This window comes from Rhodococcus sp. NPDC057135, from assembly GCF_042670865.1.
Taxonomy (GTDB): Bacteria; Actinomycetota; Actinomycetes; order Mycobacteriales; family Mycobacteriaceae; genus Rhodococcus_F.
This window is the reverse complement of the sequence record NZ_JBHUUU010000012.1, coordinates 114,923-136,940: the sequence shown is the minus strand read 5'-3', so window position 1 is coordinate 136,940 and position 22,018 is coordinate 114,923. Positions and strand designations below refer to the sequence as shown.

The window sequence follows — 22,018 nt, the reverse complement described above, 5'->3', positions numbered from 1 at the left end:
GACTCACCCTAACCAATTTGATCCGGATCGACCTCTGGATACTTTTCCGGCCACGCCAGATGCGTCAGTCGTCGGCGTCCACGTAGTTGAACTTGCTCGCCGAGTTCCCACTCGGCCTGTTCCTCTTCGTCGGCGAAATACAGCGCGCTCGTCGACGCCAGCACGCGGCTGGGCCGAAGCTTCGCGAGCTCGGTGAGCCGTGACGCTTCGTTGACCGGATCACCGATCACGGTGTACTCGAAACGTTCGGCGGCACCGATATTGCCGGCGACCGCGAGCCCCGCGCTCACGCCGATCCCGACGTCGAGGCCGGTGATGTCGTTGAGCTTGAACCGCAGCTCGCGGGCCGCAGCGAGGGCCGCCGTCGGAGCGTCGGGTCGATCGAGTGGTGCACCGAAGATGGCGAGCGCCGCATCACCCATGAACTTGTTGACAAAACCGTGGTGACGATCGATGACGTCGACGACCACACGGAAGAACTCGTTGAGCAGCTCGACCACTTCGCCCGGAGGGCGCTCGGCCGCGGCACCGGTGGATCCGACCATGTCGACGAACAGAACTGCCACGAATCGAGTTTCGCCGCCCAGTTCGGTACCGAACTTCAACGCGCGCCGGGCCACGTCCTCGCCGACGTGCTGACCGAACAGCTCACGCAGCAGGCGACGCTCGTCGGACTCTTTCATCATGCGGTTGAAGCCGACCTGCAGCCGGCCGATCTCACTGCCGTCGAACACCTCGACGCGTACGTCGGTGGCGCCGCGCTGCACCCGCTCGATGGCCCGACGCAGTTGGCGGATGGGATCGGAGATCTGAGTAGCCGTCAGCATCGACAGCGCAAAGGCCTGCACGATCGCCATGATCGAGATGAGCAGGATCGCCCATGCGAGTGAGTCGGGGGAGAACTCGAGATCGGTCGTGAGCTGCGTCGAGCACAGCAGGATGATGCCTGCGACGGGCATCAGCGTGCCGAGACCCCAGGTCATCGCCAGCCGGGTGCCGACGCCCGGCGCCATGGTCCGATCGAATTCGCCCTCGCTCAAGGCCTGGGCGGCGACCGGCCGCAAAATGCGCTCCCCGAGCATGTAGGTGAACCCGAAGGTCGTGGTCGCGGCCATGCACACCGTCACGATCACGGCGATCGCGAGTCCGGGCATCTCGGTGATGGTCAGGAACACGAAGATGATGCCGCCCAAGATCCACAGCACCAGGTGGACGATGGCCTGGCGAAGCGGCGCGTGGAGTGCCGCCATCTGCTCTGACCTCGTCGGTGGTCCCCCGCGCAGCCGCCAACGGATGACCGACTTCAACATCATGGCCGCTGCCGTCAGACTGACGGCACCGGCGAACGCGAGGTACACGCCGAAGATCGCGAAGTTGCGGACCCGATCGGCAACAATCGCGTCGGACTCCTGGATCGGCACGCCGTACCGCACGAAGGCAAAGACCAGTACCGCGCCGATCAGGTTGGCCGCGAGCATGGAAAGCATATAGAGGGGCCACCGGCTGCGGATGGTCACCGCTATTGCTCTGTATGAGGCCCGCACAGGGTTCAATTTAGCTGGCAGAGGTCGAAGTGTTGGTACGCGCGTCCGATTATTCGTCCGCTCACCTGTGTCGGCCGGGCCGGTTAGGCTCGCGATGTGAACGCAAACAGGGGGCGTGCGGAGCGAGCTTCGAGGATGAATAAACCGATATCCGCCGACGCTCGGGCAGTGCATCCGGGTGTGCGCATAGCGGCGGAATGGTCGTGGCGCCTCATTGTGATCTTCGCTGGACTGTTGGTTCTCGGGTATGTCGTTCTACGTCTCGAAACCGTGCTCATCCCAGTGGGGCTGGCTTTGTTGGCATCGGCTCTGTTGATTCCGGTGGTTGATCGGCTGCAGGTGTGGGGTGTTCCTCGCTCGGCAGCTGTCATCGTCGTGTTGCTTGGCTCGATCGGGCTGGTCGCGGGAATCATGACGTTTGTCGTCGAGCAGTTCATCGACGGGTTGCCGCAGCTCACCGACCAGTTCACGGCCAGCGTCACGCAGATTCAGAACTGGCTCACCAGCGGACCGTTGCACTTCAGTGAGGATCAGATCCGCCAAGCGGGTGATTCGGTCGTCAAGTCGGTGCAATCCAATCGTGAGTCTCTGACCAGCGGCGCCTTGACCACGGCGACGGTCATCGGTGAGATCTTCACCGGGGCTCTGCTGACGCTGTTCACTCTCATCTTCTTCCTTTACGGCGGGGATCAGATCTGGCAGTTCGTCACCCGGATCGTGCCCACCGATGCTCGTCGTCGCGTGCGAATTGCCGGGTCTGCGGGGTTCGGGTCGCTGATCGGCTACGTGCGGGCCACGGTCGCGGTTGCCGCCGCCGACGCGATCGGTATCGGCGCCGGCCTGGCGATTCTCGGGGTGCCGCTCGCTCTGCCGCTGGCGTCCTTGGTGTTCATCGGCGCGTTCATCCCGATCGTCGGTGCATTTCTGACCGGTTTTCTCGCTGTGCTGGTCGCGTTGGTCACGAAGGGTTTTCTGACAGCTCTGATCGTTCTCGGCATCATCATCGGTGTCATGCAGCTCGAAGCGCACGTGATGCAACCGCTGTTGTTGGGTCGCGCCGTCCGCCTGCATCCGCTGGCAGTCGTTCTCGCCATTACAACGGGTCTCGTCCTCGCCGGAATCGTTGGCGGGCTCTTGGCTGTTCCGATCGTCGCAGTCCTCAACACCGCTATTCGTTCTCTCCTCGCCGACGACCCGGACACCGCGTATGCGGAACTTCACGTCGAAGACCCGGAGACCCCGCTGTTCCCCGCCGAACCCGACGAGCCGCGCGCCGAGCCTCGCATCGTGAACCCCACTCCTCCCGATGACTGAGCCCACCCGGCGTCGCCGGCTGCACTATCAGCCCACCGTCCGCGAGGCGTCGGGCATCGACACCGACCCGGACGCCCCGCTGTGGCGGGCGGCGCAGGCATTTCGGCTCGTCACGCTGGTGTACGCGATCAGCTACCAGTTCGCCTCGGCCTCCGACTACACCAACTCCCGGCTCAGCTGGTTCTTCGTCGCTCTGATGGCCGTGTGGACCGGGGTGTCGGCACTGCTGCTCGGGACCTCCGGTGCGTTGTTCGGGAAGAAGCTGCCGCGGTACCAGGTGGTGATCGCCGATCAGGTGGTCGTCATCTTGCTGATGGCGTCGACGAGGCTGGTCTCCGACCACGAGTGGTATCAGAATCACCAGACGCTCCCCACCACGCTGTGGGCCACCAACGCGGTCATCTCCGCGGCAATTCTCGGTGGTCCGTGGCTCGGTATGGCGTCCGGAGTTGTCATCTCGGCGGCCAGCGCGATCATCCGCGACCAGGTCAACCTGGACCTCTGGCGCGATGCGACCGCTCCCGTGCTCGTATCGGTCGGCCTGGCGTTGGGCTTGGCCACCACCACCGCTCGGCGCTCGCATCGACAACTCGAGCAAGCCGTCCGTCTGGCGGCGGCCACCGAAGAGCGCGAGCGTTTGGCACGCGAAGTACACGACGGCGTTCTGCAGGTGCTGGCGATGGTGCGCAGGCGAGGAGCGGCACTCGGCGGCGAGGCAGCTGAACTGGCTGCTCTGGCAGGTGAGCAGGAGGTCGCCTTGAGAATGCTGATCTCCGAGCAGGTTTCGGGTGCCGCGGCAGACGTCGGCGGACAGACAGTGGATCTGTGTCCGCTGTTGACCACGCAGGCCAGCACGTCGGTGTCGGTGTCGACGCCTGCGCACCCCGTCGTGATCGAGCGCGATCGAGCTATCGAGCTGGCAGCCATCGTCGACAACGCCCTGTCCAATGTCGGGCTCCACGCCGGACCTTCGGCGAAGGCATACGTGTTGCTCGAAGATCTGCCGGACGAAGTGATCGTCAGCGTCCGCGACGACGGCGTCGGAATTCCCGAGGGTCGCTTGGCGCAGGCTGAGGCCGAAGGCCGCATGGGAGTATCGAAGTCCATTCTGGGCCGAGTGCAGGTGCTCGGCGGAACTGCGGTCCTGCAAACGGGGCCGGGGGAGGGCACCGAATGGGAGATCAACGTTCCGAAGGGGAAGAGTGAGCGTGGCTGACGAACAGGGCGATAATCCGGTGACGGTGATGGTCGTCGACGATCACCCGATGTGGCGCGACGGTGTCTCTCGGGACCTCGAGGCCGCCGGTTTCACGGTGAGTGCGACGGCGGAGGGTGTCGAGAGTGCACGCCGCCGCGCCGCCGCCGTGCAACCCGCCGTGGTTCTGATGGACATGAACCTGCCGGACGGAAACGGCGCCGACGCCACCACTGCGGTGCTCGAGGTTTCGCCGAAGAGCAAGGTACTCGTGCTTTCGGCTTCCGCCGAGCGTGACGACGTCCTCGACGCGGTCAAAGCCGGAGCATCGGGCTACCTGGTCAAGAGTGCTTCGGTGGCGGAACTGCTCGAGGCCGTGCGAGCGACCTTCGACGGACAAGCCGTCTTCACACCCGGCCTCGCCGGATTGGTGCTCGGTGAGTACCGCCGCATGTCGACGGCACCGGCCGACGATCGCGCACCAGAGCTGCCTCGGCTCACCGACCGTGAGACCGAAGTGCTTCGTCTTGTCGCCAAGGGGCTGAGCGCAAAGCAGATCGCCACGAGGCTCTCGCTCAGCCACCGAACCGTCGAAAACCACGTCCAGGCAACGCTTCGGAAACTTCAATTGGCCAATCGCGTCGAACTCACGCGATACGCAATAGAACAAGGTCTCGAATAACGTTTATCCTGGAAATCATGGAGGCCAGGAATCTACGCGTGTCCGATGCCGAACGAGAGCACGTCGGCGAGCTGCTGCAGAAAGCTGTCGGTCAAGGGATGCTCTCGCTCGGTGAGTTCACCGAGCGCATGGACACGGCCTTGGCCGCGAAGACGCGAGGTGAACTCAACTCGGTACTCACGGATCTTCCGGGCATCACACTGATCTCCGACTACGATCCGCCCGCGTATCCCAATGCGGGTCAGCCGATGTACCAAGGCCAGCCCTACCCGGCGCCGACCTACCAACCCCAGCCGCATCAGCCACCGCCGGTTCACCCGAGCCCGCCGTACCGCGCTCCGGTCGGGGCTCCGGTTGTCGGTGCCTACGGCGCGGCAAATGCTGCCGTGATCCGTGGACGAATGGCGACGGTGACGCGGAACGGCGCATGGATCGTTCCTCCAGCCGTCGTGGTCGACACCAGAATGTCCAGTGTGACCATCGACTTCACGCGTGCAGTGATGCAGACGCAGGTCGTGAACATCTCGATCGACGACTACGCCAGTTCGATCTCACTGATCGTTCCCGAAGAGGCGACGGTGGACATGAACGGTGTCGAGGCAGTCGGGGGAAGTGCGTCCAACAAGGTTCGCTCCGGTCCGCAGATGGGGCCGCTGCACCTGGTGGTTCACGGCAAGGTGCGATTCGGCAGCGTCACCGCGAAGCATCCCTTCGGTACCACGATCCGAAAGATGTTCGGCTCCTGACCTTGTCGAATCCGCAGTTGAGGGCAAACGCAAAACCCTCGAGCGAGAACATCGCGTACGAGAACTTGGGGCCGAGTGAGAGCGTAGGTACCGTGCGTGATCGTTCCGCCGAACGGTGACTCCTTCGCGCGATCCACTCCGCTTCACACTTCGGGTCGGCTTCTGTCCGAACGATTGCGGAACGCAGCAGCTCGGCGATAGTGCCCTGTCAGTCGAAGGTGCTGTCAGTCGAATACGAGAAGTCCCCACGCTGATCGGGTAGTACTACTCATCTGATCGGTTCGGCCGAGCAGCAAGCTCATATTCATGACTACACCGAGCTCTCCCGCCGTCGATCCGCGATTGGTGACTGCCCTCTCGGCCGAGTGCGACAGCATCGGCCGACAACTGCGTCACATGGGCCAGAACCTGTCGATTCTGCAGACTCAGCTGGCCTCGACCGCCGTGCCGGCGCCCGCGCCGGTAGTTCCGGCTCCGGTAGCTTCTGTTCCCGTAGCTCCCGTAGCTCCCGTAGTTCCTGTAGCCCCGGTACAGCCGATGCAGCAGGTCCGCCCTCAGCAGAGCGTGCCCGCGTGGCAGCCGCCGACGTATCCGGTTGCCGCACCTCGCCAGCCCTGGTGGCAACGCGACGGCGTCATCAGTCGACTCCTGGCCGCGGCAGGTGTTGCCGTCACTCTGATCGGCGTCGTGATGCTGCTGGTACTTGCAGCGCAGGCCGGATTCTTCGGACCGCCGCTGCGGGTGCTCGGTGGTGCACTCCTTTCCGGCGCCTTGGTATTTGCCGGGGTGCGGGTGCACGGACGACCAGGGGGCAAGGTGGGGGCAATTGCCCTGGCTGCCACCGGTTTTGCAGGGATGTACCTCGACGTCGTCGCAGCGTCCGTTCTCTACGGTTGGGTGACGACACCGCTCGCCGTGGTGATTGCCTTCGGAATTGCCGCCGCCGGCGTTGCCCTCGCCGTGAAGTGGGATTCCGAATCACTGGCGCTCATGATCGTTCTGGGAGCAGCGGTGCTCGCTCCCGTACTGACGTCGGGAATATCGTTGACCCTCATCGGTTTCCTGTTCGCGATCCAATCGGCGACGTTCTCCGCCCAGCTCGGTCGTGACTGGAAGTACCTGGGCATGGCGCGCACGGTACCGGTGGTTCTCGCACTGCTCGTAGCGATAGCGTCGGAGTCCATCTTCGACGAATCCGGTAACAGTGCAGTGCAATTGGTGATCAGTGCCGGCGTGGTCGCAATAGTGGGGGTCGGCTGCGCGATGGCGATGCAGTGGACGGGTTCGCCCTCACGTGACGGTGTTGCGGGGGCGTGGTCCACTGCTACCTTTGTTGTCTCGTCCCTTCCGCTGATGAGCGTCGGAGCCGTGCTCGGGCGCACCGAATCCGCAGTGCTGTACGGAATTACTGGGACACTCCTTCTTTCGGCTGCAGCGGCGGCCAAGCCTTTGCCGACGCAACTGCGATTCGGACTGGGCGCAACCGGCGCCCTCGCATTGTTGCTCTGCTGCTTCTCCGGGGCGACGGAATCTCTGGTCGTGCCGCTGATCCTCACGGTCGGAATGATCTTCCTCGGAGTCTCGCTGTATGCGGGTTCGCGCTTCGTCTTCGCGCTCGGAACCGCCTTTGCGGCAATCGGATCGATCGGATACCTCACGACGGTTCCGCCGGAAGCGTTGACGACCGCTCGCGCCGCGTCCATGCAACTCGGTGCGATCACGGCGCTCTCGAGCCTGACGGCGATAGGCGCGCTGGTGATGCTGGTCTGGGCGATTCACCGACTGAAGTTGATTGCCGATTCCAACGCGGCGGTTCTATGGGCGGCCGCAGGGTTCGGTGTCCTCTACGCGGTGACGTGCGCGCTCGTCTCGTCCGGCGTCGAAATCTTCGACAGTGCAACCGGATTCGTCGTCGGGCATAGCGTCGCAACCATCGTCTGGATGCTTGCCGCCACGTCAGCGCTGGTGCTCGGATTGAACAACCGCCAGCACGCTCGCGTCTTGCTCGGAGCCGGGCTTGCTCTCACCAGTGCGGCAGTGGCAAAGCTGTTCCTCTTCGACCTGGCCACACTCAGTGGGCTGGTGCGCAGCGTTGCCTTCCTGGTGGTCGGCTTGCTGCTCCTGCTGGTCGGGACACGTTATGCACGAGCCTTCGCCAAGCAGGAGCAGGAGCAGGTCAGCTTCGCTTCTGGCGAGCGATGAGCTCGCTCACGCTGATGGCGCCTGCGTCGTCAGGTCGGTGCCTGCCGGTGGCGTTGTCGTCGCCGTCAGGGGTGGCGTCCGAAACTCGGGGCTCGGTGGTAGGCGAAGGCGCATCCGTGAAAACCCCGTTGCGACGCTCCGGAGCGGTCGGTGGAGGCGGCGACTGGGGGGTCGCCTCCACCGAGGTCGGGGCTGAGCCGTTGGTTACGGAGCCGTTGGTTACGGAGCCGTTGGTTACGGAACCGTTCGTTGCAGAGCCGGTGGCAGCACCGTTTGCAGAGCCGTTCCGGCTCGAGCCGTTGGTGCCTGAAGCGCTGCTAGCAGCACCGTTGGTCGCCGAACCGTTTGTACGCGAAGGCGTCCGGACCACCGGCAGCGGCCGTGAGGCCGGGGGAGTCTGTTCCCGGGCCCGCAGGTCCGACAACCAGCTTTCGATGGGACGCTCGGCCGGCGCGGCGGGCGCGGGGTTCCTGCGATTGTCGGTGGTGTTCGGTTGCGGTCGGTACGAAGGATTGGGGACCGGTGCCTCGATCAAGTTCTGGGGCGCGCTGGCTGCACTCCCGATATCGAGACGACGTCGCGGTGCCGGCTTCTCCGCGGCAGGTGTATCCGTGTTCGGTGCCTTGATCGCCATTTCGCTGAGCGGAATGGGCTCGGTGAGTGGATCGGGAACACGAGGTCCGCTTTCCGGCTGTACAGCCGGGGCAGGCGGCGGCATGACCCGAGAGGCCGCTTCGATCTTGCGCGGTTGACCCGGTCCGGCGATCGCACCGACAGGCGCGATCTGCGGGACGTTCGCGAGTACCAGCTCGTTGTCGAGGATCGGCTCACCCAGCCCGATCTTCTGCTGGATCCGCTTCATCCAGGCCGGAGCCCACCAGCAGTCGTCGCCGAGCAGTTTCATGGTCGCGGGGACCAGGAACATTCGGATCAGCGTCGCGTCGATGATCAGCGCCGAGATCATGCCGTAGGAGATGTACTTCATCATCACCAGATCGGACAGGCCGAAGGCGCCGGTGACCACGATCAGGATCAGTGCGGCAGCGGTGATGATTCGGCCGGTATGTGCCGTGCCGATTCGAATGGATTCGGTAGTACTCGCGCCCTGCGCTCGCGCTTCGACCATGCGGGAGAGCAGGAACACTTCGTAGTCGGTGGACAGGCCGTAGACGATCGCGATGATCAGCACCAGGACGGGAGACATGATCGGTCCCGGTGTGAAGTTCAGCAGACCGGAACCGTGCCCGTCGATGAAGATCCAGGTCAGGATTCCGAGCGTCGAACCCAGTCCGAGCGCACTCATCAACGCAGCCTTGATGGGCAGGACAAGCGAACCGAACGTCAAGAACATCAGCAGGGTCGTCAGCAGGATGACGGATACGACCATCAGTGGCAGACGATCGAGCAACGCGTCGACGCTGTCCTGCTCGATGGCCGGAGTACCGCCGACCAGCACAGTTGTGCCCTCGGGCCAGTCCGCGGACCGCAGATAGTCGATGGTGGGACGTGCCTCGTTGCGCTCGGTCAGACCAGCTTTGAGGACGTTGACACCGTCCTTGGTCGCAACTTCCGGGGTGAACTTCTCGACCAGACCCGGCGCAGCGTTTGCGGTCTTGGAGATTTGACCGAGAGTGGTGTTGTCGGCGCCCTGGATGACCAGTCGAACGGGTTCGGTGCGATTGCCCGGGAAGAGTTCGTCGAACTGCGCCTGCGCGACACGAGTGGGACTGTCAGGAGGCAGGTACGTCTCGTTGATACCGCCGAATTTGATGCCCGTCAACGGAATGATCATCAGCAGTAGAGCCGCGACGATCGGGACCGCAACCTTGAGCGGATGCTGCATGACCCAGCGGGTCAGCTTGCCCCAGAAACCGTTCTCGATTTCCTCGTTGGTCTTGGTCTGGCGCAGCTTCTTGAAGGTCAGCGCGTCGATTCGCTTGCCGAGAATGCCGAGAATCGCGGGAAGGATCGTGATGGACGAGATCGCGGCAAGCATGACGGCAGCGATGGCGCCGTAGGCCACCGATTTGAGGAAGCCCTGCGGGAACAGCAGCAGACCGCCGAGACTGACGGCAACCATGGTCGCCGAGAACATGACCGTTCTACCTGCCGTCATGACCGTTCGGCGTACTGCGGTCGGGGTGTCGTACCCCTCGGCTATCTCTTCTCGGAAACGGCTGACGATGAACAGTCCGTAGTCGATCGCGAGGCCCAGACCGACCAGAGAGACCACGGGCGCGACAAAGGCGTTGACCTCGGTGAAGTTGGTGATCAGTCGAATGATGCCGTTGGCGCCGATGACAGTGAGACCACCGACGATCAGCGGGAGGGCGGCAGCGACCACGCCACCGAAGACGAAGAACAGCAGGACACCGACAGCGGGAATCGCGAGCATTTCCATGCGCTTGATGTCGTTGGCCATCGTGTCGTTGAGCGAATTCGCGACAGGTTGCAGGCCGGCGAGTTGCACGTCGACACCGTCGATGTAGAACTGCGACTCGACGTCGCGGAAGTTGTTGGACACAGCGGTGTCGTTGTCACCGGCGATCGCGATGCTGGTGACCGCATGTTGCTTGGTCTTGTCCGCCAGCGCCGCCACCGAGAGACCGTTGTCGACCTTGAAGTACGAGCCGTTGATCTTCGTGATCTGGTCGGGGTTGTCGGCAACGAGCCGCTGCAGATTGTCGATGACCTTCGCTTGGAACTCGGGGTCGTCGACGGTCTTGCCCTCCGGCGCTGTGTACAGCGCCAGAACGTCACCCGTCGTGCTGCGTCCGAACGTGCCGTCAGCGAGTTTTGCAGCCTCTACCGATTCCGACCCCGGATCGTCCCAGCCGCTCTGGCTGAGATGATCCTGCAGGCTCAGGCCGTACGCAGCGAGCCCGAGGAGCCCCGCCACCATGACAGCGATGACGGTGAAGCGGGCTCGATAGACGATGCTTCCCCAGCTGGCGAACACTGATCAACTCCTACTCGGCAACACTTTTTCGCCCGATGAGCAGGGCAGAAAGCGGTCGGAACGGCTGCAACCAGGCGCCCTCGTCGGGCAGGGTGTCCAGGCTTACCCGTGGCAGAGGCTCACGGAAGACACCCGGGATGTCCTCGAGATCGACGAAATCCAAGATATCGGACGACACAGCCCAGCTGGCGTGTTCGCGGAACCCGAGAACCTGGACCGGGATGCCGGTTGCTGCGATGTCCTCGAGGGGTTCGCGGAAGGCTTGGCCGTCGGCAGACGCGACCATGATTCCGGCGAGGCCCTCGCCGTACCGGAGCGCGATGTGCTCGAGCATGTCCGAATCGACATCGCTGTCTTCATCGACCTTCGGCTTGGCGAACACCGCGAAACCCACGTTACGCAAGGCTTCGACCCAAGGACGAACGACGTCGGCGCTGCCGGAGGCGATGTTGGTGAAGACCGTCGCTTCGGGCTCGAGCGTGCCACTGTTCTGTGCGGACAGTTCGGCGGTGCGAGAGAGCAGCCAGCGGCCCAGTGCGTCGAATCGTGGCCGGTAGGCGGCGGTAGGCCGGCCACCGAGGATGGCGCCGAGGCCCATGTCGAGGTTGGGGGCGTCCCAGACCAGAAGCACCCGCTTGGGGTGGCGGGAGTCACGACCGAAGTCGAGAGGAGATTCCGACGACGCCACGTCGTCGGATAGCTGTTCGCTGACGCTCATGCTCTGATCTTCCCCCATATAAGCTCGGTGATTGCACTTCCGACCTTATGGGCTTTGTCCTCGAACTTGGTGACCGGACGCTCGTGGGTCATCGGAGACTCCCAGTCGAGTGCGGTCAGCAGCGGCTCGGCATTACCGGCTTCTTCGATCCATTCTGCGTATTCGGCGTGATCGGTGGCCACGTGCAGCACTCCGCCAGGCTTGAGGCGGTTGGCGATCAGCGCGAACGTCGGCCCCTGCAGGAGGCGACGCTTGTGGTGGCGGGCTTTGGGCCACGGATCCGGGAAGAACACCCGGACGCCCGTCAGGGACTCGGGCGCGACCATGTTCTCGAGTACGTCCATCGCGTCACCGCGTAGTACGCGGACGTTGGGAATCTCTTCGCGTTCGACCTGTTGCAGAAGCTGTGCGAGCCCCGGGCGGTACACCTCGATCGCGACCAGGTTCACGTGCGGTTCTGCCTTGGCCATAGCGGACGTCGCGGTACCGGTACCCGAACCGATCTCGATGATCAGGGGTGCTTCGCGCCCGAACCAGGCGTTCGCGTCGAGCGGTGTGTCCGAGACGTCGGCGCCGATGAGTGGCCACTGACGGTCCCAAGCCTGCTGCTGTGCGTCGGTCAGCGCACCCCGGCGAGAGCGAAAGCTGGTCACTCTCGGATGGAGACGGGACCCCTTGGCGTGGTCCGTCTGCCCCGTCTCTGGGGTCTGCGGTGCATGCTGATCGGCTTCGTTCACGAACCCATTGTCACGCATGACCCCCGTTTAGCGCAGACGGGTCTGAAGTTTGAGTTGAGACTTTCCGCGGAAAGTCCTGAATCCGCCGACTTCGGACAGTCGGCGAAAGGGCGGTGTCACCTGCCGTCCTTGCCGAGAACCTGACAGAATCTCACCGACACGATGGGGACGTGGGGTGGGGATGAACACAGGATTTGCATGCAGCAATTGGTCACGAATGTTGCCCGCAGAATCGCTCGACGACGCCTGCGGGGAGCCGATCGACCGGTTGCGCGCTCTGGCATACCGGCTGGCGTCGATCGATTCGGGGGCCGCAGAGGCGGTTCACTCCGTGCTCGGATCGCTGACCGCGCCGCTCGAGTTGGTAGTCGCGGGTCGAGCCGGGGTGGGGCGGTCGTCGTTGGTCCGGGTCCTGGGGCGCGATCAGCGGTTCTCGCGCAGAGTTGTCGGTGCACCGGTTGTGGTGACCGAGTCGCGTGCGTTCGACGTCCCTGGAGCGTCGAACCCTGATCTGGGTCATCGTTGTGTTGTCTACGTGGTGGTCGACGCGGTCCGCGAAGTCGATCGCCGAGCGATCGCCCGAGTCTCGGATCGGGCGGTGGTCGCGGCAAACAAGGCCGACCTGTTCGGACCGCGCTGGGACGAGGCACTGGGACGGGCCGCGGAAATCTCGGAGACCGTCGGCGTACACACGGTTCCGGTGGAGACGCTGAGCGGACGCGGAGTCGAAGAGTTGTTCGCGGCCCTCGGACCTGTCCTGGAGGCGCAGTGGTGGGGCCGGGTCGAGCAGATCGGTCCAGTGCTGACGCGATCTGCCTCGCGGAGCACTGCGGGCAGGGACGAGATCGAGTTGTATCTGAGTTCGGACTCCGCGGTGTTGTTCGGCGCCGCGGCGGCGATGATGAGCTCCGAAATTCGAGGTCTGCGTCACGGCGAGCCTCCCGCTCCTCGGACTGCTGACGAGGCGGGCACGTGCAGTCGGTGGTGGGGCGAGCTCGTCGACGAGTCGGAAGAGGCTCCACAACAAAGGATCTCACTGATTCGCCGCGGGTATGTGCGTCGGTGGGCGCAGCTCGGGGGCGATCGCTCGGCTCCGGCGGTGACCGATGAATAGCGTTTCGGTACTTCCGGATTCGATTCTGCGTGTGGTGCAACGATGGAACCCGTCCTCCGATTCGGGTCGCCTCGTCAGTGGTGAATCATCCAGTGGCACTCGCATTTACGTTGTCGGGCCACAGAGATGTGGCCGGGAAGACATCGTGCAGATGTTCCGTGCTTCGGGCGAGTGTTCGATAGCGGCGCGCGAAGCGGACGCCGACGTCGTACTTCTGGTCGTCGATGCTGCCAGCGTGATCGGTCGCGAGGATCTTCTTCTGCTCGACGACGCAGCAGAAAGCGGAACGCCGGTGGTGGTGGCGTTGACCCGCGTTGACGTCTACCGAGACTGGCAGGCTGTGCACAGACGCGATGCCGAGGTTCTTTCCTCTCACTGCACCGCTTTTGCCCAGGCATCGATCGTTCCGATTGCGCCTGGTCAGGAGCAGGCGCTCGTTGCCGTCGTGAGCCAGGTGGCACGCGAGGGGCAGGCAGGCGACTCGAATTCCGGCGTCATAGCGCAGACACGTCGGATGATCGAGGTAGAGATCCGGAATCTTCGTGACAGCGTTCCGGGTGCCGAATTGCGGGCCGAGCGATCACAGCTGCTCGCAGACCGCGACGGCCGGCGAGGCGAACGACTGGTGCAGGTGCGAAGCCGACTGCAACGAGCGCGTGGGGATCTGTCACAACAAATCGCCGAAGCGACCCGGGCGACGGTCGCAGGGGCACGTGCCTGGGTCGACACGGCCTCGCGAGCCGAATTGGGCAGCGTACCGATGCGGTTGCAGCACGAGGTCGACCATCACACCCGGGTAATCGATGCCGCGATGGCGGCAGCTGTCGAGGTGGCGGGTGCGACCGGCTACGTGGCTTCCCCACGGATTCCAGAGGACCCGCCGGATCGTCGACGGAGAAATGAGGACCGGGTGACAATTCTTGTCGGCGCGTCCGCGGGCCTCGGCCTCGGCCGGATCGCGGTGACTCCGCTGGAGATGATTCCGGCATTGGAGTTCGCGAGCATCCCGGTGACCTTGGTGCTGGGTGGCGTCGCGGCGTGGTGGTTGGCGCGAACTCGCGGGCTGATGGCGGATCGTGCCCAATCGCGGTCGTGGATTGTGGAGTCGATGTCGACGGTGCGCGCTCAGTGGGAGCAGCGGGTACAGAGCGTGCTGCTCGAGGCGGAGGCAGATCTGGGAGCGGCGATCATGGCGGAGAGTCGCGAACAGTTGGCGTCGGCGCAGGCGCGAATCGTGGAGATCGACGGTGAACTGCGTGAGCTTGCCGCGGCCAGATCGGGTCAGCTCGCGTCGTGCGAGCGCGACCTCGCCGCGTTGAACGCTGCCTTCTGACGATTCTCGGGCGGGCGGTTGTCCCCAGGGCGGCAATTTCGGCCACGCGTGATCGGCCGAGTCTGGTAATACTGAGCGGACGGTTTCGGTAGGGGTTGCCGAAGCAGCAGTCACTTTCATTTGGGGGATTCATGGATGCATTTCTGATCACGGCCGGACACATCGACGGGCAGGAATCCGAAGCGCTCGATCCTGGGCGTATCGAGCCCGAGACTTTCGGGCCCGCGTCGGGACCGGTCGATGCCGGCGAAATGAACTTCGACGCCTTCGACTTGGACGGTGACGGGACGGTTGACAGCCGCGTCGTCCACTCCGACGACGCCGTCGTGATCGTGTCCGATTTCGATCGTGACGGTAGCGCTGATCGCCTCACGACGATCGAGTCGGACGGCGACTACTCGGCCTGGGAATGCCGTCGAGACGACGCAGGCTCCCTCGTCTGGCAGAAAATCGATGCCGGCGCGCTCTGAAAAGCTTCCGTTTATGTGCTCTGAGCGCCGGGTAGGCACCTGAACACACCAACTGAATCGTTTCTGTGACATTTCTGACCGCACCCGATTACCTGCAGGTGAACAGCCAGCGTTAACCTCAATACATAGGACACCCGGCGTCCGTGAAATCCACGTGAGTGGATGACGCGGCTGGACCCCGTCGAGAGGGGGACACCGGGATCGACTGGTATCGGGGCGCTGCAGTTCGCATCCGGTGTCACGAGAACCCGGTTCCGGCTCACCCCAGGAGAGTTTGATGACCTCAGCGACCATTCCCGGTCTCAATGGAACTGACGGCACGCCCCCCACGGAGCACAAGGAACTGCTTGCATGGGTGCAAGAGGTTGCCGAACTCACCCAGCCTGACCGCGTCGTCTTCGCAGACGGCTCGGACGAAGAATGGGACCGACTGACCACGAAGTTGGTCGAGGCAGGAACCTTCACCCGCCTCAACGACGAGAAGAAGCCGAACTCTTTCCTCGGCAACTCCGATCCTTCCGATGTGGCGCGAGTCGAATCGCGTACGTACATCTGCTCGAAGGAAGAAATCGACGCAGGTCCCACCAACAACTGGATGGACCCGGCGGAGATGCGCACCCTCATGGGTGACCTCTACCGCGGTTGCATGCGTGGACGCACCATGTACGTCGTTCCGTTCTGCATGGGCCCCCTCGACGCCGAGGATCCGAAGCTGGGCGTCGAGCTCACCGATTCCGAGTACGTCGTCGTCTCCATGCGGGTCATGACCCGCATGGGCGGCAAGGTTCTCGACAAGCTCGGCACCGACGGATTCTTCGTCAAGGCTCTGCACTCGCTCGGCGCTCCGCTGGCCGAGGGCCAGGAAGATGTGGCGTGGCCGTGCAACGACACCAAGTACATCACTCACTTCCCCGAAGATCGTGAGATCTGGAGCTTCGGTTCCGGCTACGGCGGAAACGCTCTCCTGGGCAAGAAGTGCTACTCGCTGCGTATCGCTTCGGCAATGGCGCACGACGAGGGCTGGCTGGCCGAGCACATGCTCATCCTCAAGCTGATCTCGCCCGAGGACAAGGCCTACTACATCGCGGCGGCATTCCCCTCCGCTTGTGGCAAGACCAACCTCGCGATGATCCAGCCGACCATCCCCGGATGGCGCGCCGAGACCCTCGGTGACGACATCGCCTGGATGCGTTTCGGTGAGGACGGACAGCTGTACGCCGTCAACCCGGAGTTCGGTTTCTTCGGCGTGGCTCCCGGCACCAACTGGTCCTCGAACCCCAACGCCATGCGCACCATCGACCAGGGCAACACGGTCTTCACCAACGTCGCTCTGACCGACGACGGTGACGTCTGGTGGGAGGGCCTCGAAGGCGACCCGCAGCACCTGATCGACTGGAAGGGCAACGAGTGGACGCCCGAGTCGGGCACCCATGCGGCTCATCCCAACTCGCGTTACTGCACCCCGATGTCGCAGTGCCCGATCATGGCTCCCGAGTGGGACGACCCGAAGGGCGTGCCGATCTCGGCAATCCTGTTCGGTGGACGTCGCAAGACGACGGTTCCGCTGGTCACCGAGGCTCGCGACTGGCAGCACGGCGTCTTCATGGGTGCAACGGTCGGCTCCGAGCAGACCGCAGCAGCCGAAGGCCAGGTCGGTACGGTTCGCCGCGATCCGATGGCGATGCTGCCGTTCCTCGGCTACAACGTCGGTGACTACTTCCAGCACTGGATCGACCTCGGCAAGTCCGCGGACGCGTCCAAGCTCCCCAAGGTCTTCTACGTCAACTGGTTCCGCCGCGGCGACGACGGACGCTTCCTGTGGCCAGGCTTCGGCGAGAACTCTCGCGTCCTGAAGTGGATCGTCGAGCGTATCGAGCACAAGGCTGCGGGCATCGACACCCCGATCGGCGTCGTTCCCACCGGATCGGCACTCGACATCGAAGGCCTGGACGTGTCGGACGCCGACATCACCGAGGCTCTCGCGGTCAACATCGACGAGTGGAAGGCCGAGATCCCGCTCATCGAAGAGTGGTTCGACTTCGTCGGCGAGAAGCTGCCGACCGGCATTCGTGACGAGTTCGAAGCTCTGAAGCAGCGGTTGGCCTGATAAACCGCCCCCGTATGTAGTGGCCTGATGCCGCATTGGTTCAATTTGATGAACCGATGCGGCATCGGTCGTCTGTATGCCCTTTGCCTGTAGCCGTTATGCAGTTCAGCCGTTAAGCAGTTCAGCCGTAAAGCAGTGATCAGCGAATCGAGCGGGTCGACACACTCGATCCTCAGGAGGACCAGATATGAGCGGGATCTACAACAACGTGACCGAATTGGTCGGGCGCACCCCGATCGTGCGGCTCAACCGTCTGACCGAGGGCCTGGACGCACAGGTTGCCGTCAAGCTCGAGTTCTACAACCCGGCCAACAGCGTCAAGGACCGGATCGGCGTGGCAATCATCGATGCCGCCGAGAAGTCCGGTGCACTCAAGCCCGGTGGCACCATCGTCGAGGGCACCAGTGGTAACACCGGCATCGCCCTTGCCATGGTCGGTGCTGCTCGCGGCTACAAGGTCATCCTGACCATGCCGGAGACCATGTCCACCGAGCGTCGCGTGATGCTGCGTGCTTACGGCGCCGAGATCGTGCTGACCCCGGGCTCCGAGGGCATGGCCGGCGCGGTCGCCAAGGCCAAGGAAATCGTCGAGCAGACCGAGAACGCCGTCTCGGCCAGCCAGTTCGCGAACCCGGCCAACCCGGCCATCCACGAGGCCACGACGGGCGAAGAGGTCTGGGCCGACACCGACGGCGCCGTCGACATCTTCGTGTCCGGCATCGGCACCGGCGGCACCATCACCGGCGTCGGACGCACCCTCCGCAAGTACAAGCCCGAGGTCAAGATCGTCGGTGTCGAGCCCATCGACTCGCCGATCCTCAACGGTGGACAGCCCGGCCCTCACAAGATCCAGGGAATCGGCGCGAACTTCGTGCCCGACGTCCTCGATCGTGAGATCTACGACGAGATCATCGACGTCTCGTTCCCCGATTCCATCGAGGTCGCTCGCGCACTCGGCACCCAGGAAGGCATTCTGGGCGGCATCTCGTCCGGAGCCATCGTATGGGCCGCACTCGAGCTGGCGAAGCGTCCGGAAAACGCCGGCAAGCTGATCGTGGCTGTCGTGTGTGACTTCGGCGAGCGTTACATCTCCACCCCGCTGTTCGAACACATCCGGGACTGAGACTTGTGAGTATCCTCGGGACAATTCGCGAGGACCTGCAGGCTGCGCGCGGTCAGGATCCTGCCGCGCGCAGCAATGTGGAGAACGCGCTCGTTTATTCAGGGCTGCATGCCATTTGGGCACATCGGGTTGCGCATCGCATGTGGGCCGTCCCCGCACTACGCGGCCCGGCGCGAGTGCTCTCGCAGCTGACACGCTTCGTCACCGGCATCGAGATCCATCCCGGTGCCACCATCGGTCGACGGTTCTTCATCGACCACGGCATGGGCGTCGTGATCGGGGAGACGGCCGAGGTCGGTAACGACGTGATGCTCTATCACGGCGTCACCCTGGGCGGTCGCTCGCTCGAGCAAGTCAAGCGCCACCCGACGCTGGGTGACCGGGTCACGGTCGGTGCGGGTGCCAAGATCCTCGGGCCCGTCGTCATCGGCGAAGGTAGCGCTATCGGCGCCAACGCCGTTGTGACCAGGGATGTTCCGGCCGAATCCATCGCGACGGGTATCCCGGCGGTGGCGCGGCCGCGGACCACCAAGGAAAAACTGGTGGACCCGAACAGTTACATCGATCCTGCTATGTACATCTGAAGCTGTCCTTCTTCGATGGCCACCCCTCGTGTCGACGACGGGTGGCCATCGGCGTCTGCTCAGGCGCGCGTCAGGCGCCACCCGAGACGTCCCAGTACGACGGCCGTCAAAGCGCCCAGTGCTGCTCCGATCAGGGGATAGCAGGCGAGAATTAACCACTGCGGCGATTTGTCTGGGAGCGCCATGTAGGAAATGTCCAGGCTCGACTCGTAGTCGCGACTCATCTGCACACCCCGGATCGGTTCGTACGCACCCTGGTAGACAATCGTGTCGTCACGACTGGTCAACATGTCGATCGCAATGCCCACCAGGGGAATTCCACCGACGACAAATCCCAGAACCATCAGAATCACGATCAGTGCGCGCATCGAACGAGCCTATCGCCCAGCCGAAAGCTCAGACGGTGATCGACGGTTCTTCGGGCGTCGAGAGGGTCAGGATCGCCCGCACGACGCGTGGGCTCTGCTCGAGTGAGCGTTCGAGTTCGCGCAACGTGTGCGCTACACGGGATTCCACGTAGTCACCGACCAGATCGACGCTTGCCACCAGGTACACCTGCCGCGGCCCGAGGTATTCCATGCGCAAGAACGTGATTCGGTTGATCTCGGGTAGTTGGGTGAGAGCTTCGACGGCTGCTGCCCGCAGCGTCGGTGAGGCCTCTTCGCCCACCAGGAATCGGCGGTTGCGATCGATCAGGATGATCGCGATGACTCCGAGAAGTATGCCGACGAAGATGGAGCCGAGGGCGTCGGGGATCGGTGAACCGGTGATCTGGTGCAGCAGAACACCGACGAACGCGATGACCAAACCGATAAGTGCCGCAGCATCTTCGGCGAACACGGCCCGAGTCGTCGGGTCGGATGTGTTGAGTGCCTGGGTCATGACGTCGCGGTTCACAGCGGACGCTTCGTTTCGGAGTTGTTTGTACGCCTGCCGGAACGAGATGCCTTCGAGGATGAACGAGACGCCGAGGACGGCGTAGGCGACACCGAAGTCGGACGCCGGTTCGGAATGGAACAGTTCCTGGATGCCATGGGTGATCGAGACACCCGCGCCGAGCGCAAACAGTCCGAGGGCGGCGAACATCGACCAGATGTAGGCCTCCCGGCCGTAGCCGAGTGGCTGGTCTCGGTCGGGAACCCGTTTCGAGCGGCGGTTCGCGATCAGCAGCAGCACTTCGTTGCCGGTATCGGCCCAGGAGTGGGTGGCCTCGGCGACCATCGAGGCAGATCCGGTGACGATGGCGGCCGCGGTCTTGGCCCCGGCGATCAGTGCATTCGCCGCAAACGCCAGTACGACCGTCGTGGTGCTCTCGTCGGCCGATGCTTCCGTTTCGGTGCTCACGATTCTCAGGCTAGGCGGGTGACGACGGTTTCGTGCGGTGACGCTCGGCGACGGAGCGCAGCAGTGTGGCGACGGCGTCGTGGAACTGCGTCAGGCCCGGCTCTTCGACGGGAAAGTGCCCGCACCCTTCCAACATCACGGATTCGGTGGGTGCGTTGATACGGCGAAGGAACTCCAGGCTCAGCTCGGGCGGTGTCCATCGGTCGTCGGCCGGGTGGGTGAGCAGGACGGGTGTCGTGCGAAATGATTCGGGCGCGGTGTGCTCGAACGAGAAGTAGCTGCTGAGAAATCCGAGTGGCACCCGAACACCGCCGCCGCGCGGGTCCGTTGCACACAGCGTTGAGAGTTCCCGATTGCTGCTCATGTTCGCGACGTCGGCGACCCAACGGATGGGTACGCGGATGCGGCCCACCAGCCGTTCGGTGCGGCGCATCAGGGGAGCGCCGTAGATACCCATCGGGGCGAACCGCGCTGCGGCAGCTCGTGCTGACGGATTCGACGGATCGAGCAGACAGGTAGCGACGACGGCGTCGGCCAGACCGGTCCGCGCGGCTACCTCGTAGGCCAGCAGACCGCCGATGCTGGCTCCCAACAACACCAGCGGCCGATCGTCGGCTGCCTTCTCGGCTCGGACGAGATCGCAGAGGAGATCGACCCACTGCTCGTACCGTATGCCGGCGGGATCGGCTGCAACGGTGTCGCCGTACAGCGGAAGGTCGGGGAAGAGGACTTCGGCGCCGAGTATCACGCCGATCCCGGCAAACGGCCACAACGCGCCCGAGTACCCGCCGGCGCCGTGGATGCCGAGAACACGAACCGGCGCGTGCGGCACCACCGCCCGTGCGACGTGGACGGTGTTGCCGTTCCACTCCCACCAAGTCGGGGTCGGCGCCGGCATGTGGTCGGCGTACCGGGCGGGCATAAACTTCGAATAATCGGCGCTGGTCACCTACACAATTCTCGATACCGGCATCGCGGCTGACAACTCGCATCGGAGGACCGTGTCGACTCGGCGGAAAAGGCCCTCCCAGCAGCGCTCCAGGGCTACGTACGACGCGATCCTGGAGGCGGCTACTCGCGTTTTCGCTTCGGAGGGCATGGCGGCGACCACCAACCGGATCGCTGACGAGGCAGGCGTGTCGGTGGGCTCGCTCTACCAGTATTTCGGCAACAAGTACGAGATCCTCTCCGAGTTGGCGAACCGTCACGTGAGTGCCGCGCGGGAATGTTTTGCGGTGTGCCTTTCCGACATCGTCGAGCGCGAACTCTCCCTCGACGATGCCGTGAGGATGTTGGTGGAGTGCGCGGTCGCGGTGAACAGTAAACCGCGACAGTTCTTTCACCTGCTCTACGATCAGGTTCCGCGTACGCGTGAGCTCATCGAACAGGTCGAAGGAATGAATCGGCAACTGGTACTGGGATTTTCGGACGTGTTACAAAGCCGTGGATTCAGTGCGCAGGACGCGTTGTTGACTTCGCGGCTGACCGTGACTGCCGTGGACAGTCAGGTGCATCGGGTTGTGCTGGAATCGGATTCACCCGAAGAACTTCGGGTGCGCACGGAAGCCGTCGTGCGGCATGCGAGATCGATGATCGCGTCGGAATCCTGATCCGGTGTGGGGAATGGTGACCGCAGTCCGTTATGGTTCTGACGTCATCATCGAGGTAATGGGAAGTCGGTGCAATTCCGGCGCGGTCCCGCCACTGTGAGGTCGTCCACGCGTCGACCGTAGCCAGATACCACCCTCGTTGACGTTGTGTCATGCCACGAGGATGGATCGGTCACACCATGAATGCTGTTGGCGGAGCTCTGTCTCCACCTACCCACCTGCCTTCGCCGAAGGCT

The 22,018-nt window shown here is 63.7% G+C and carries 19 protein-coding genes and 1 riboswitch; of the genes, 12 read left to right on the top strand and 7 right to left on the bottom strand.

The features are described 5' to 3' along the window. Positions 1–8: 8 nt before the first annotated feature. Positions 9–1,487 (bottom strand): adenylate/guanylate cyclase domain-containing protein, encoded by a 1,479-nt coding sequence (locus ACFT1A_RS22385; RefSeq protein ID WP_003945952.1) that lies wholly within the window; start codon positions 1,485–1,487, stop codon positions 9–11. Positions 1,488–1,679: 192 nt separating this feature from the next. Here ACFT1A_RS22385 and ACFT1A_RS22380 point away from each other — a divergent pair, with 192 nt between their 5' ends. The 5 genes from ACFT1A_RS22380 (at position 1,680) to ACFT1A_RS22360 (ending at position 7,683) form a co-directional block, all read left to right on the top strand. Beyond that, positions 1,680–2,858 (top strand): AI-2E family transporter, encoded by a 1,179-nt coding sequence (locus ACFT1A_RS22380; protein WP_378448811.1) that lies wholly within the window; start codon positions 1,680–1,682, stop codon positions 2,856–2,858. Then, a complete protein-coding gene (gene macS / locus ACFT1A_RS22375) occupies positions 2,851–4,074 on the top strand; it encodes a MacS family sensor histidine kinase (protein WP_378448810.1) in 1,224 nt (407 codons plus the stop codon). The genes ACFT1A_RS22380 and macS overlap by 8 nt, the downstream gene beginning before the upstream one ends. A gap of 28 nt (positions 4,075–4,102) precedes the next feature. After that, positions 4,103–4,735, top strand: a complete 633-nt coding sequence (locus tag ACFT1A_RS22370) for a response regulator transcription factor (protein ID WP_047269712.1) — start codon at positions 4,103–4,105, stop codon at positions 4,733–4,735. A gap of 17 nt (positions 4,736–4,752) precedes the next feature. Further along, the gene (locus ACFT1A_RS22365; protein ID WP_378448809.1) at positions 4,753–5,481 is read left to right on the top strand and encodes a DUF1707 domain-containing protein; all 729 of its coding nucleotides are present in this window, start codon (positions 4,753–4,755) and stop codon (positions 5,479–5,481) included. Positions 5,482–5,787: 306 nt separating this feature from the next. Further along, positions 5,788–7,683: a DUF2339 domain-containing protein gene (locus ACFT1A_RS22360; protein WP_378448808.1), complete on the top strand. Its 1,896-nt coding sequence runs from the start codon at positions 5,788–5,790 to the stop codon at positions 7,681–7,683. Here the strand turns inward: ACFT1A_RS22360 and ACFT1A_RS22355 are convergent. Genes ACFT1A_RS22355 through trmB form a run of 3 tightly spaced genes read right to left on the bottom strand, consistent with a single transcriptional unit; the run spans position 7,658 to position 12,115 of the window. Next, positions 7,658–10,642: an MMPL family transporter gene (locus ACFT1A_RS22355; RefSeq protein WP_378448807.1), complete on the bottom strand. Its 2,985-nt coding sequence runs from the start codon at positions 10,640–10,642 to the stop codon at positions 7,658–7,660. The genes ACFT1A_RS22360 and ACFT1A_RS22355 overlap by 26 nt on opposite strands. A gap of 10 nt (positions 10,643–10,652) precedes the next feature. Beyond that, the gene (locus ACFT1A_RS22350) at positions 10,653–11,360 is read right to left on the bottom strand and encodes an NYN domain-containing protein (RefSeq protein WP_283307642.1); all 708 of its coding nucleotides are present in this window, start codon (positions 11,358–11,360) and stop codon (positions 10,653–10,655) included. Continuing rightward, positions 11,357–12,115: a tRNA (guanosine(46)-N7)-methyltransferase TrmB gene (gene trmB, locus ACFT1A_RS22345; RefSeq protein WP_378448806.1), complete on the bottom strand. Its 759-nt coding sequence runs from the start codon at positions 12,113–12,115 to the stop codon at positions 11,357–11,359. Before trmB ends, ACFT1A_RS22350 begins: the two co-directional genes overlap by 4 nt. Before the next feature lie 163 nt (positions 12,116–12,278). On the opposite strand from trmB, the gene ACFT1A_RS22340 reads away from it, so the two are divergent. The 6 genes from ACFT1A_RS22340 (at position 12,279) to epsC (ending at position 18,828) form a co-directional block, all read left to right on the top strand. Further along, the gene (locus tag ACFT1A_RS22340) at positions 12,279–13,211 is read left to right on the top strand and encodes a GTPase domain-containing protein (RefSeq protein WP_378448805.1); all 933 of its coding nucleotides are present in this window, start codon (positions 12,279–12,281) and stop codon (positions 13,209–13,211) included. Further along, the gene (locus ACFT1A_RS22335) at positions 13,204–14,544 is read left to right on the top strand and encodes a hypothetical protein (RefSeq protein ID WP_378448804.1); all 1,341 of its coding nucleotides are present in this window, start codon (positions 13,204–13,206) and stop codon (positions 14,542–14,544) included. Before ACFT1A_RS22340 ends, ACFT1A_RS22335 begins: the two co-directional genes overlap by 8 nt. Positions 14,545–14,675: 131 nt before the next feature. Next, on the top strand, positions 14,676–15,014 hold the full coding sequence (locus ACFT1A_RS22330; protein ID WP_378448803.1) for a DUF6802 family protein: 339 nt from the start codon (positions 14,676–14,678) through the stop codon (positions 15,012–15,014). A 277-nt stretch (positions 15,015–15,291) separates the two neighbouring features. Next, positions 15,292–17,121: a phosphoenolpyruvate carboxykinase (GTP) gene (locus ACFT1A_RS22325; RefSeq protein ID WP_317551408.1), complete on the top strand. Its 1,830-nt coding sequence runs from the start codon at positions 15,292–15,294 to the stop codon at positions 17,119–17,121. Between the two features lie 187 nt (positions 17,122–17,308). Then, on the top strand, positions 17,309–18,244 hold the full coding sequence (gene cysK, locus ACFT1A_RS22320) for a cysteine synthase A (RefSeq protein ID WP_019747115.1): 936 nt from the start codon (positions 17,309–17,311) through the stop codon (positions 18,242–18,244). 5 nt (positions 18,245–18,249) lie between these two features. Next, positions 18,250–18,828 carry a serine O-acetyltransferase EpsC gene (gene epsC, locus ACFT1A_RS22315; protein ID WP_003945907.1) on the top strand — a complete coding sequence of 193 codons (579 nt, stop codon included), beginning with the start codon at positions 18,250–18,252 and terminating at the stop codon, positions 18,826–18,828. Positions 18,829–18,887: 59 nt separating this feature from the next. Here epsC and ACFT1A_RS22310 read toward each other — a convergent pair whose 3' ends face one another. Genes ACFT1A_RS22310 through ACFT1A_RS22300 form a run of 3 tightly spaced genes read right to left on the bottom strand, consistent with a single transcriptional unit; the run spans position 18,888 to position 21,121 of the window. Beyond that, the gene (locus tag ACFT1A_RS22310) at positions 18,888–19,196 is read right to left on the bottom strand and encodes a hypothetical protein (protein WP_378448802.1); all 309 of its coding nucleotides are present in this window, start codon (positions 19,194–19,196) and stop codon (positions 18,888–18,890) included. A 28-nt stretch (positions 19,197–19,224) separates the two neighbouring features. Further along, positions 19,225–20,172 (bottom strand): cation diffusion facilitator family transporter, encoded by a 948-nt coding sequence (locus ACFT1A_RS22305; protein WP_378448801.1) that lies wholly within the window; start codon positions 20,170–20,172, stop codon positions 19,225–19,227. A gap of 10 nt (positions 20,173–20,182) precedes the next feature. Continuing rightward, complete coding sequence (locus ACFT1A_RS22300; protein WP_378448800.1) at positions 20,183–21,121, bottom strand: alpha/beta hydrolase; 939 nt, start codon at positions 21,119–21,121, stop codon at positions 20,183–20,185. A 148-nt stretch (positions 21,122–21,269) separates the two neighbouring features. Here ACFT1A_RS22300 and ACFT1A_RS22295 point away from each other — a divergent pair, with 148 nt between their 5' ends. Beyond that, positions 21,270–21,782: a TetR/AcrR family transcriptional regulator gene (locus ACFT1A_RS22295; RefSeq protein WP_378448799.1), complete on the top strand. Its 513-nt coding sequence runs from the start codon at positions 21,270–21,272 to the stop codon at positions 21,780–21,782. A gap of 16 nt (positions 21,783–21,798) precedes the next feature. Then, positions 21,799–21,936, top strand: a riboswitch (cobalamin riboswitch). Positions 21,937–22,018: the final 82 nt, after the last annotated feature.

What these genes read in the sequence shown, in the direction of transcription:
- ACFT1A_RS22330 (WP_378448803.1), top strand. Translation starts at nt 14,676, where the DNA reads ATGGATGCATTTCTGATCACGGCCGGACACATCGACGGGCAGGAATCC.
- ACFT1A_RS22325 (WP_317551408.1), top strand. Translation starts at nt 15,292, where the DNA reads ATGACCTCAGCGACCATTCCCGGTCTCAATGGAACTGACGGCACGCCC.
- ACFT1A_RS22380 (WP_378448811.1), top strand. Translation starts at nt 1,680, where the DNA reads ATGAATAAACCGATATCCGCCGACGCTCGGGCAGTGCATCCGGGTGTG.
- ACFT1A_RS22335 (WP_378448804.1), top strand. Translation starts at nt 13,204, where the DNA reads ATGAATAGCGTTTCGGTACTTCCGGATTCGATTCTGCGTGTGGTGCAA.
- ACFT1A_RS22340 (WP_378448805.1), top strand. Translation starts at nt 12,279, where the DNA reads ATGAACACAGGATTTGCATGCAGCAATTGGTCACGAATGTTGCCCGCA.
- trmB (WP_378448806.1), bottom strand. Translation starts at nt 12,115, where the DNA reads ATGCGTGACAATGGGTTCGTGAACGAAGCCGATCAGCATGCACCGCAG.
- cysK (WP_019747115.1), top strand. Translation starts at nt 17,309, where the DNA reads ATGAGCGGGATCTACAACAACGTGACCGAATTGGTCGGGCGCACCCCG.
- ACFT1A_RS22385 (WP_003945952.1), bottom strand. Translation starts at nt 1,487, where the DNA reads ATGCTTTCCATGCTCGCGGCCAACCTGATCGGCGCGGTACTGGTCTTT.
- ACFT1A_RS22360 (WP_378448808.1), top strand. Translation starts at nt 5,788, where the DNA reads ATGACTACACCGAGCTCTCCCGCCGTCGATCCGCGATTGGTGACTGCC.
- ACFT1A_RS22350 (WP_283307642.1), bottom strand. Translation starts at nt 11,360, where the DNA reads ATGAGCGTCAGCGAACAGCTATCCGACGACGTGGCGTCGTCGGAATCT.
- ACFT1A_RS22365 (WP_378448809.1), top strand. Translation starts at nt 4,753, where the DNA reads ATGGAGGCCAGGAATCTACGCGTGTCCGATGCCGAACGAGAGCACGTC.
- ACFT1A_RS22370 (WP_047269712.1), top strand. Translation starts at nt 4,103, where the DNA reads ATGGTCGTCGACGATCACCCGATGTGGCGCGACGGTGTCTCTCGGGAC.
- ACFT1A_RS22310 (WP_378448802.1), bottom strand. Translation starts at nt 19,196, where the DNA reads ATGCGCGCACTGATCGTGATTCTGATGGTTCTGGGATTTGTCGTCGGT.
- ACFT1A_RS22295 (WP_378448799.1), top strand. Translation starts at nt 21,270, where the DNA reads ATGGCGGCGACCACCAACCGGATCGCTGACGAGGCAGGCGTGTCGGTG.
- macS (WP_378448810.1), top strand. Translation starts at nt 2,851, where the DNA reads ATGACTGAGCCCACCCGGCGTCGCCGGCTGCACTATCAGCCCACCGTC.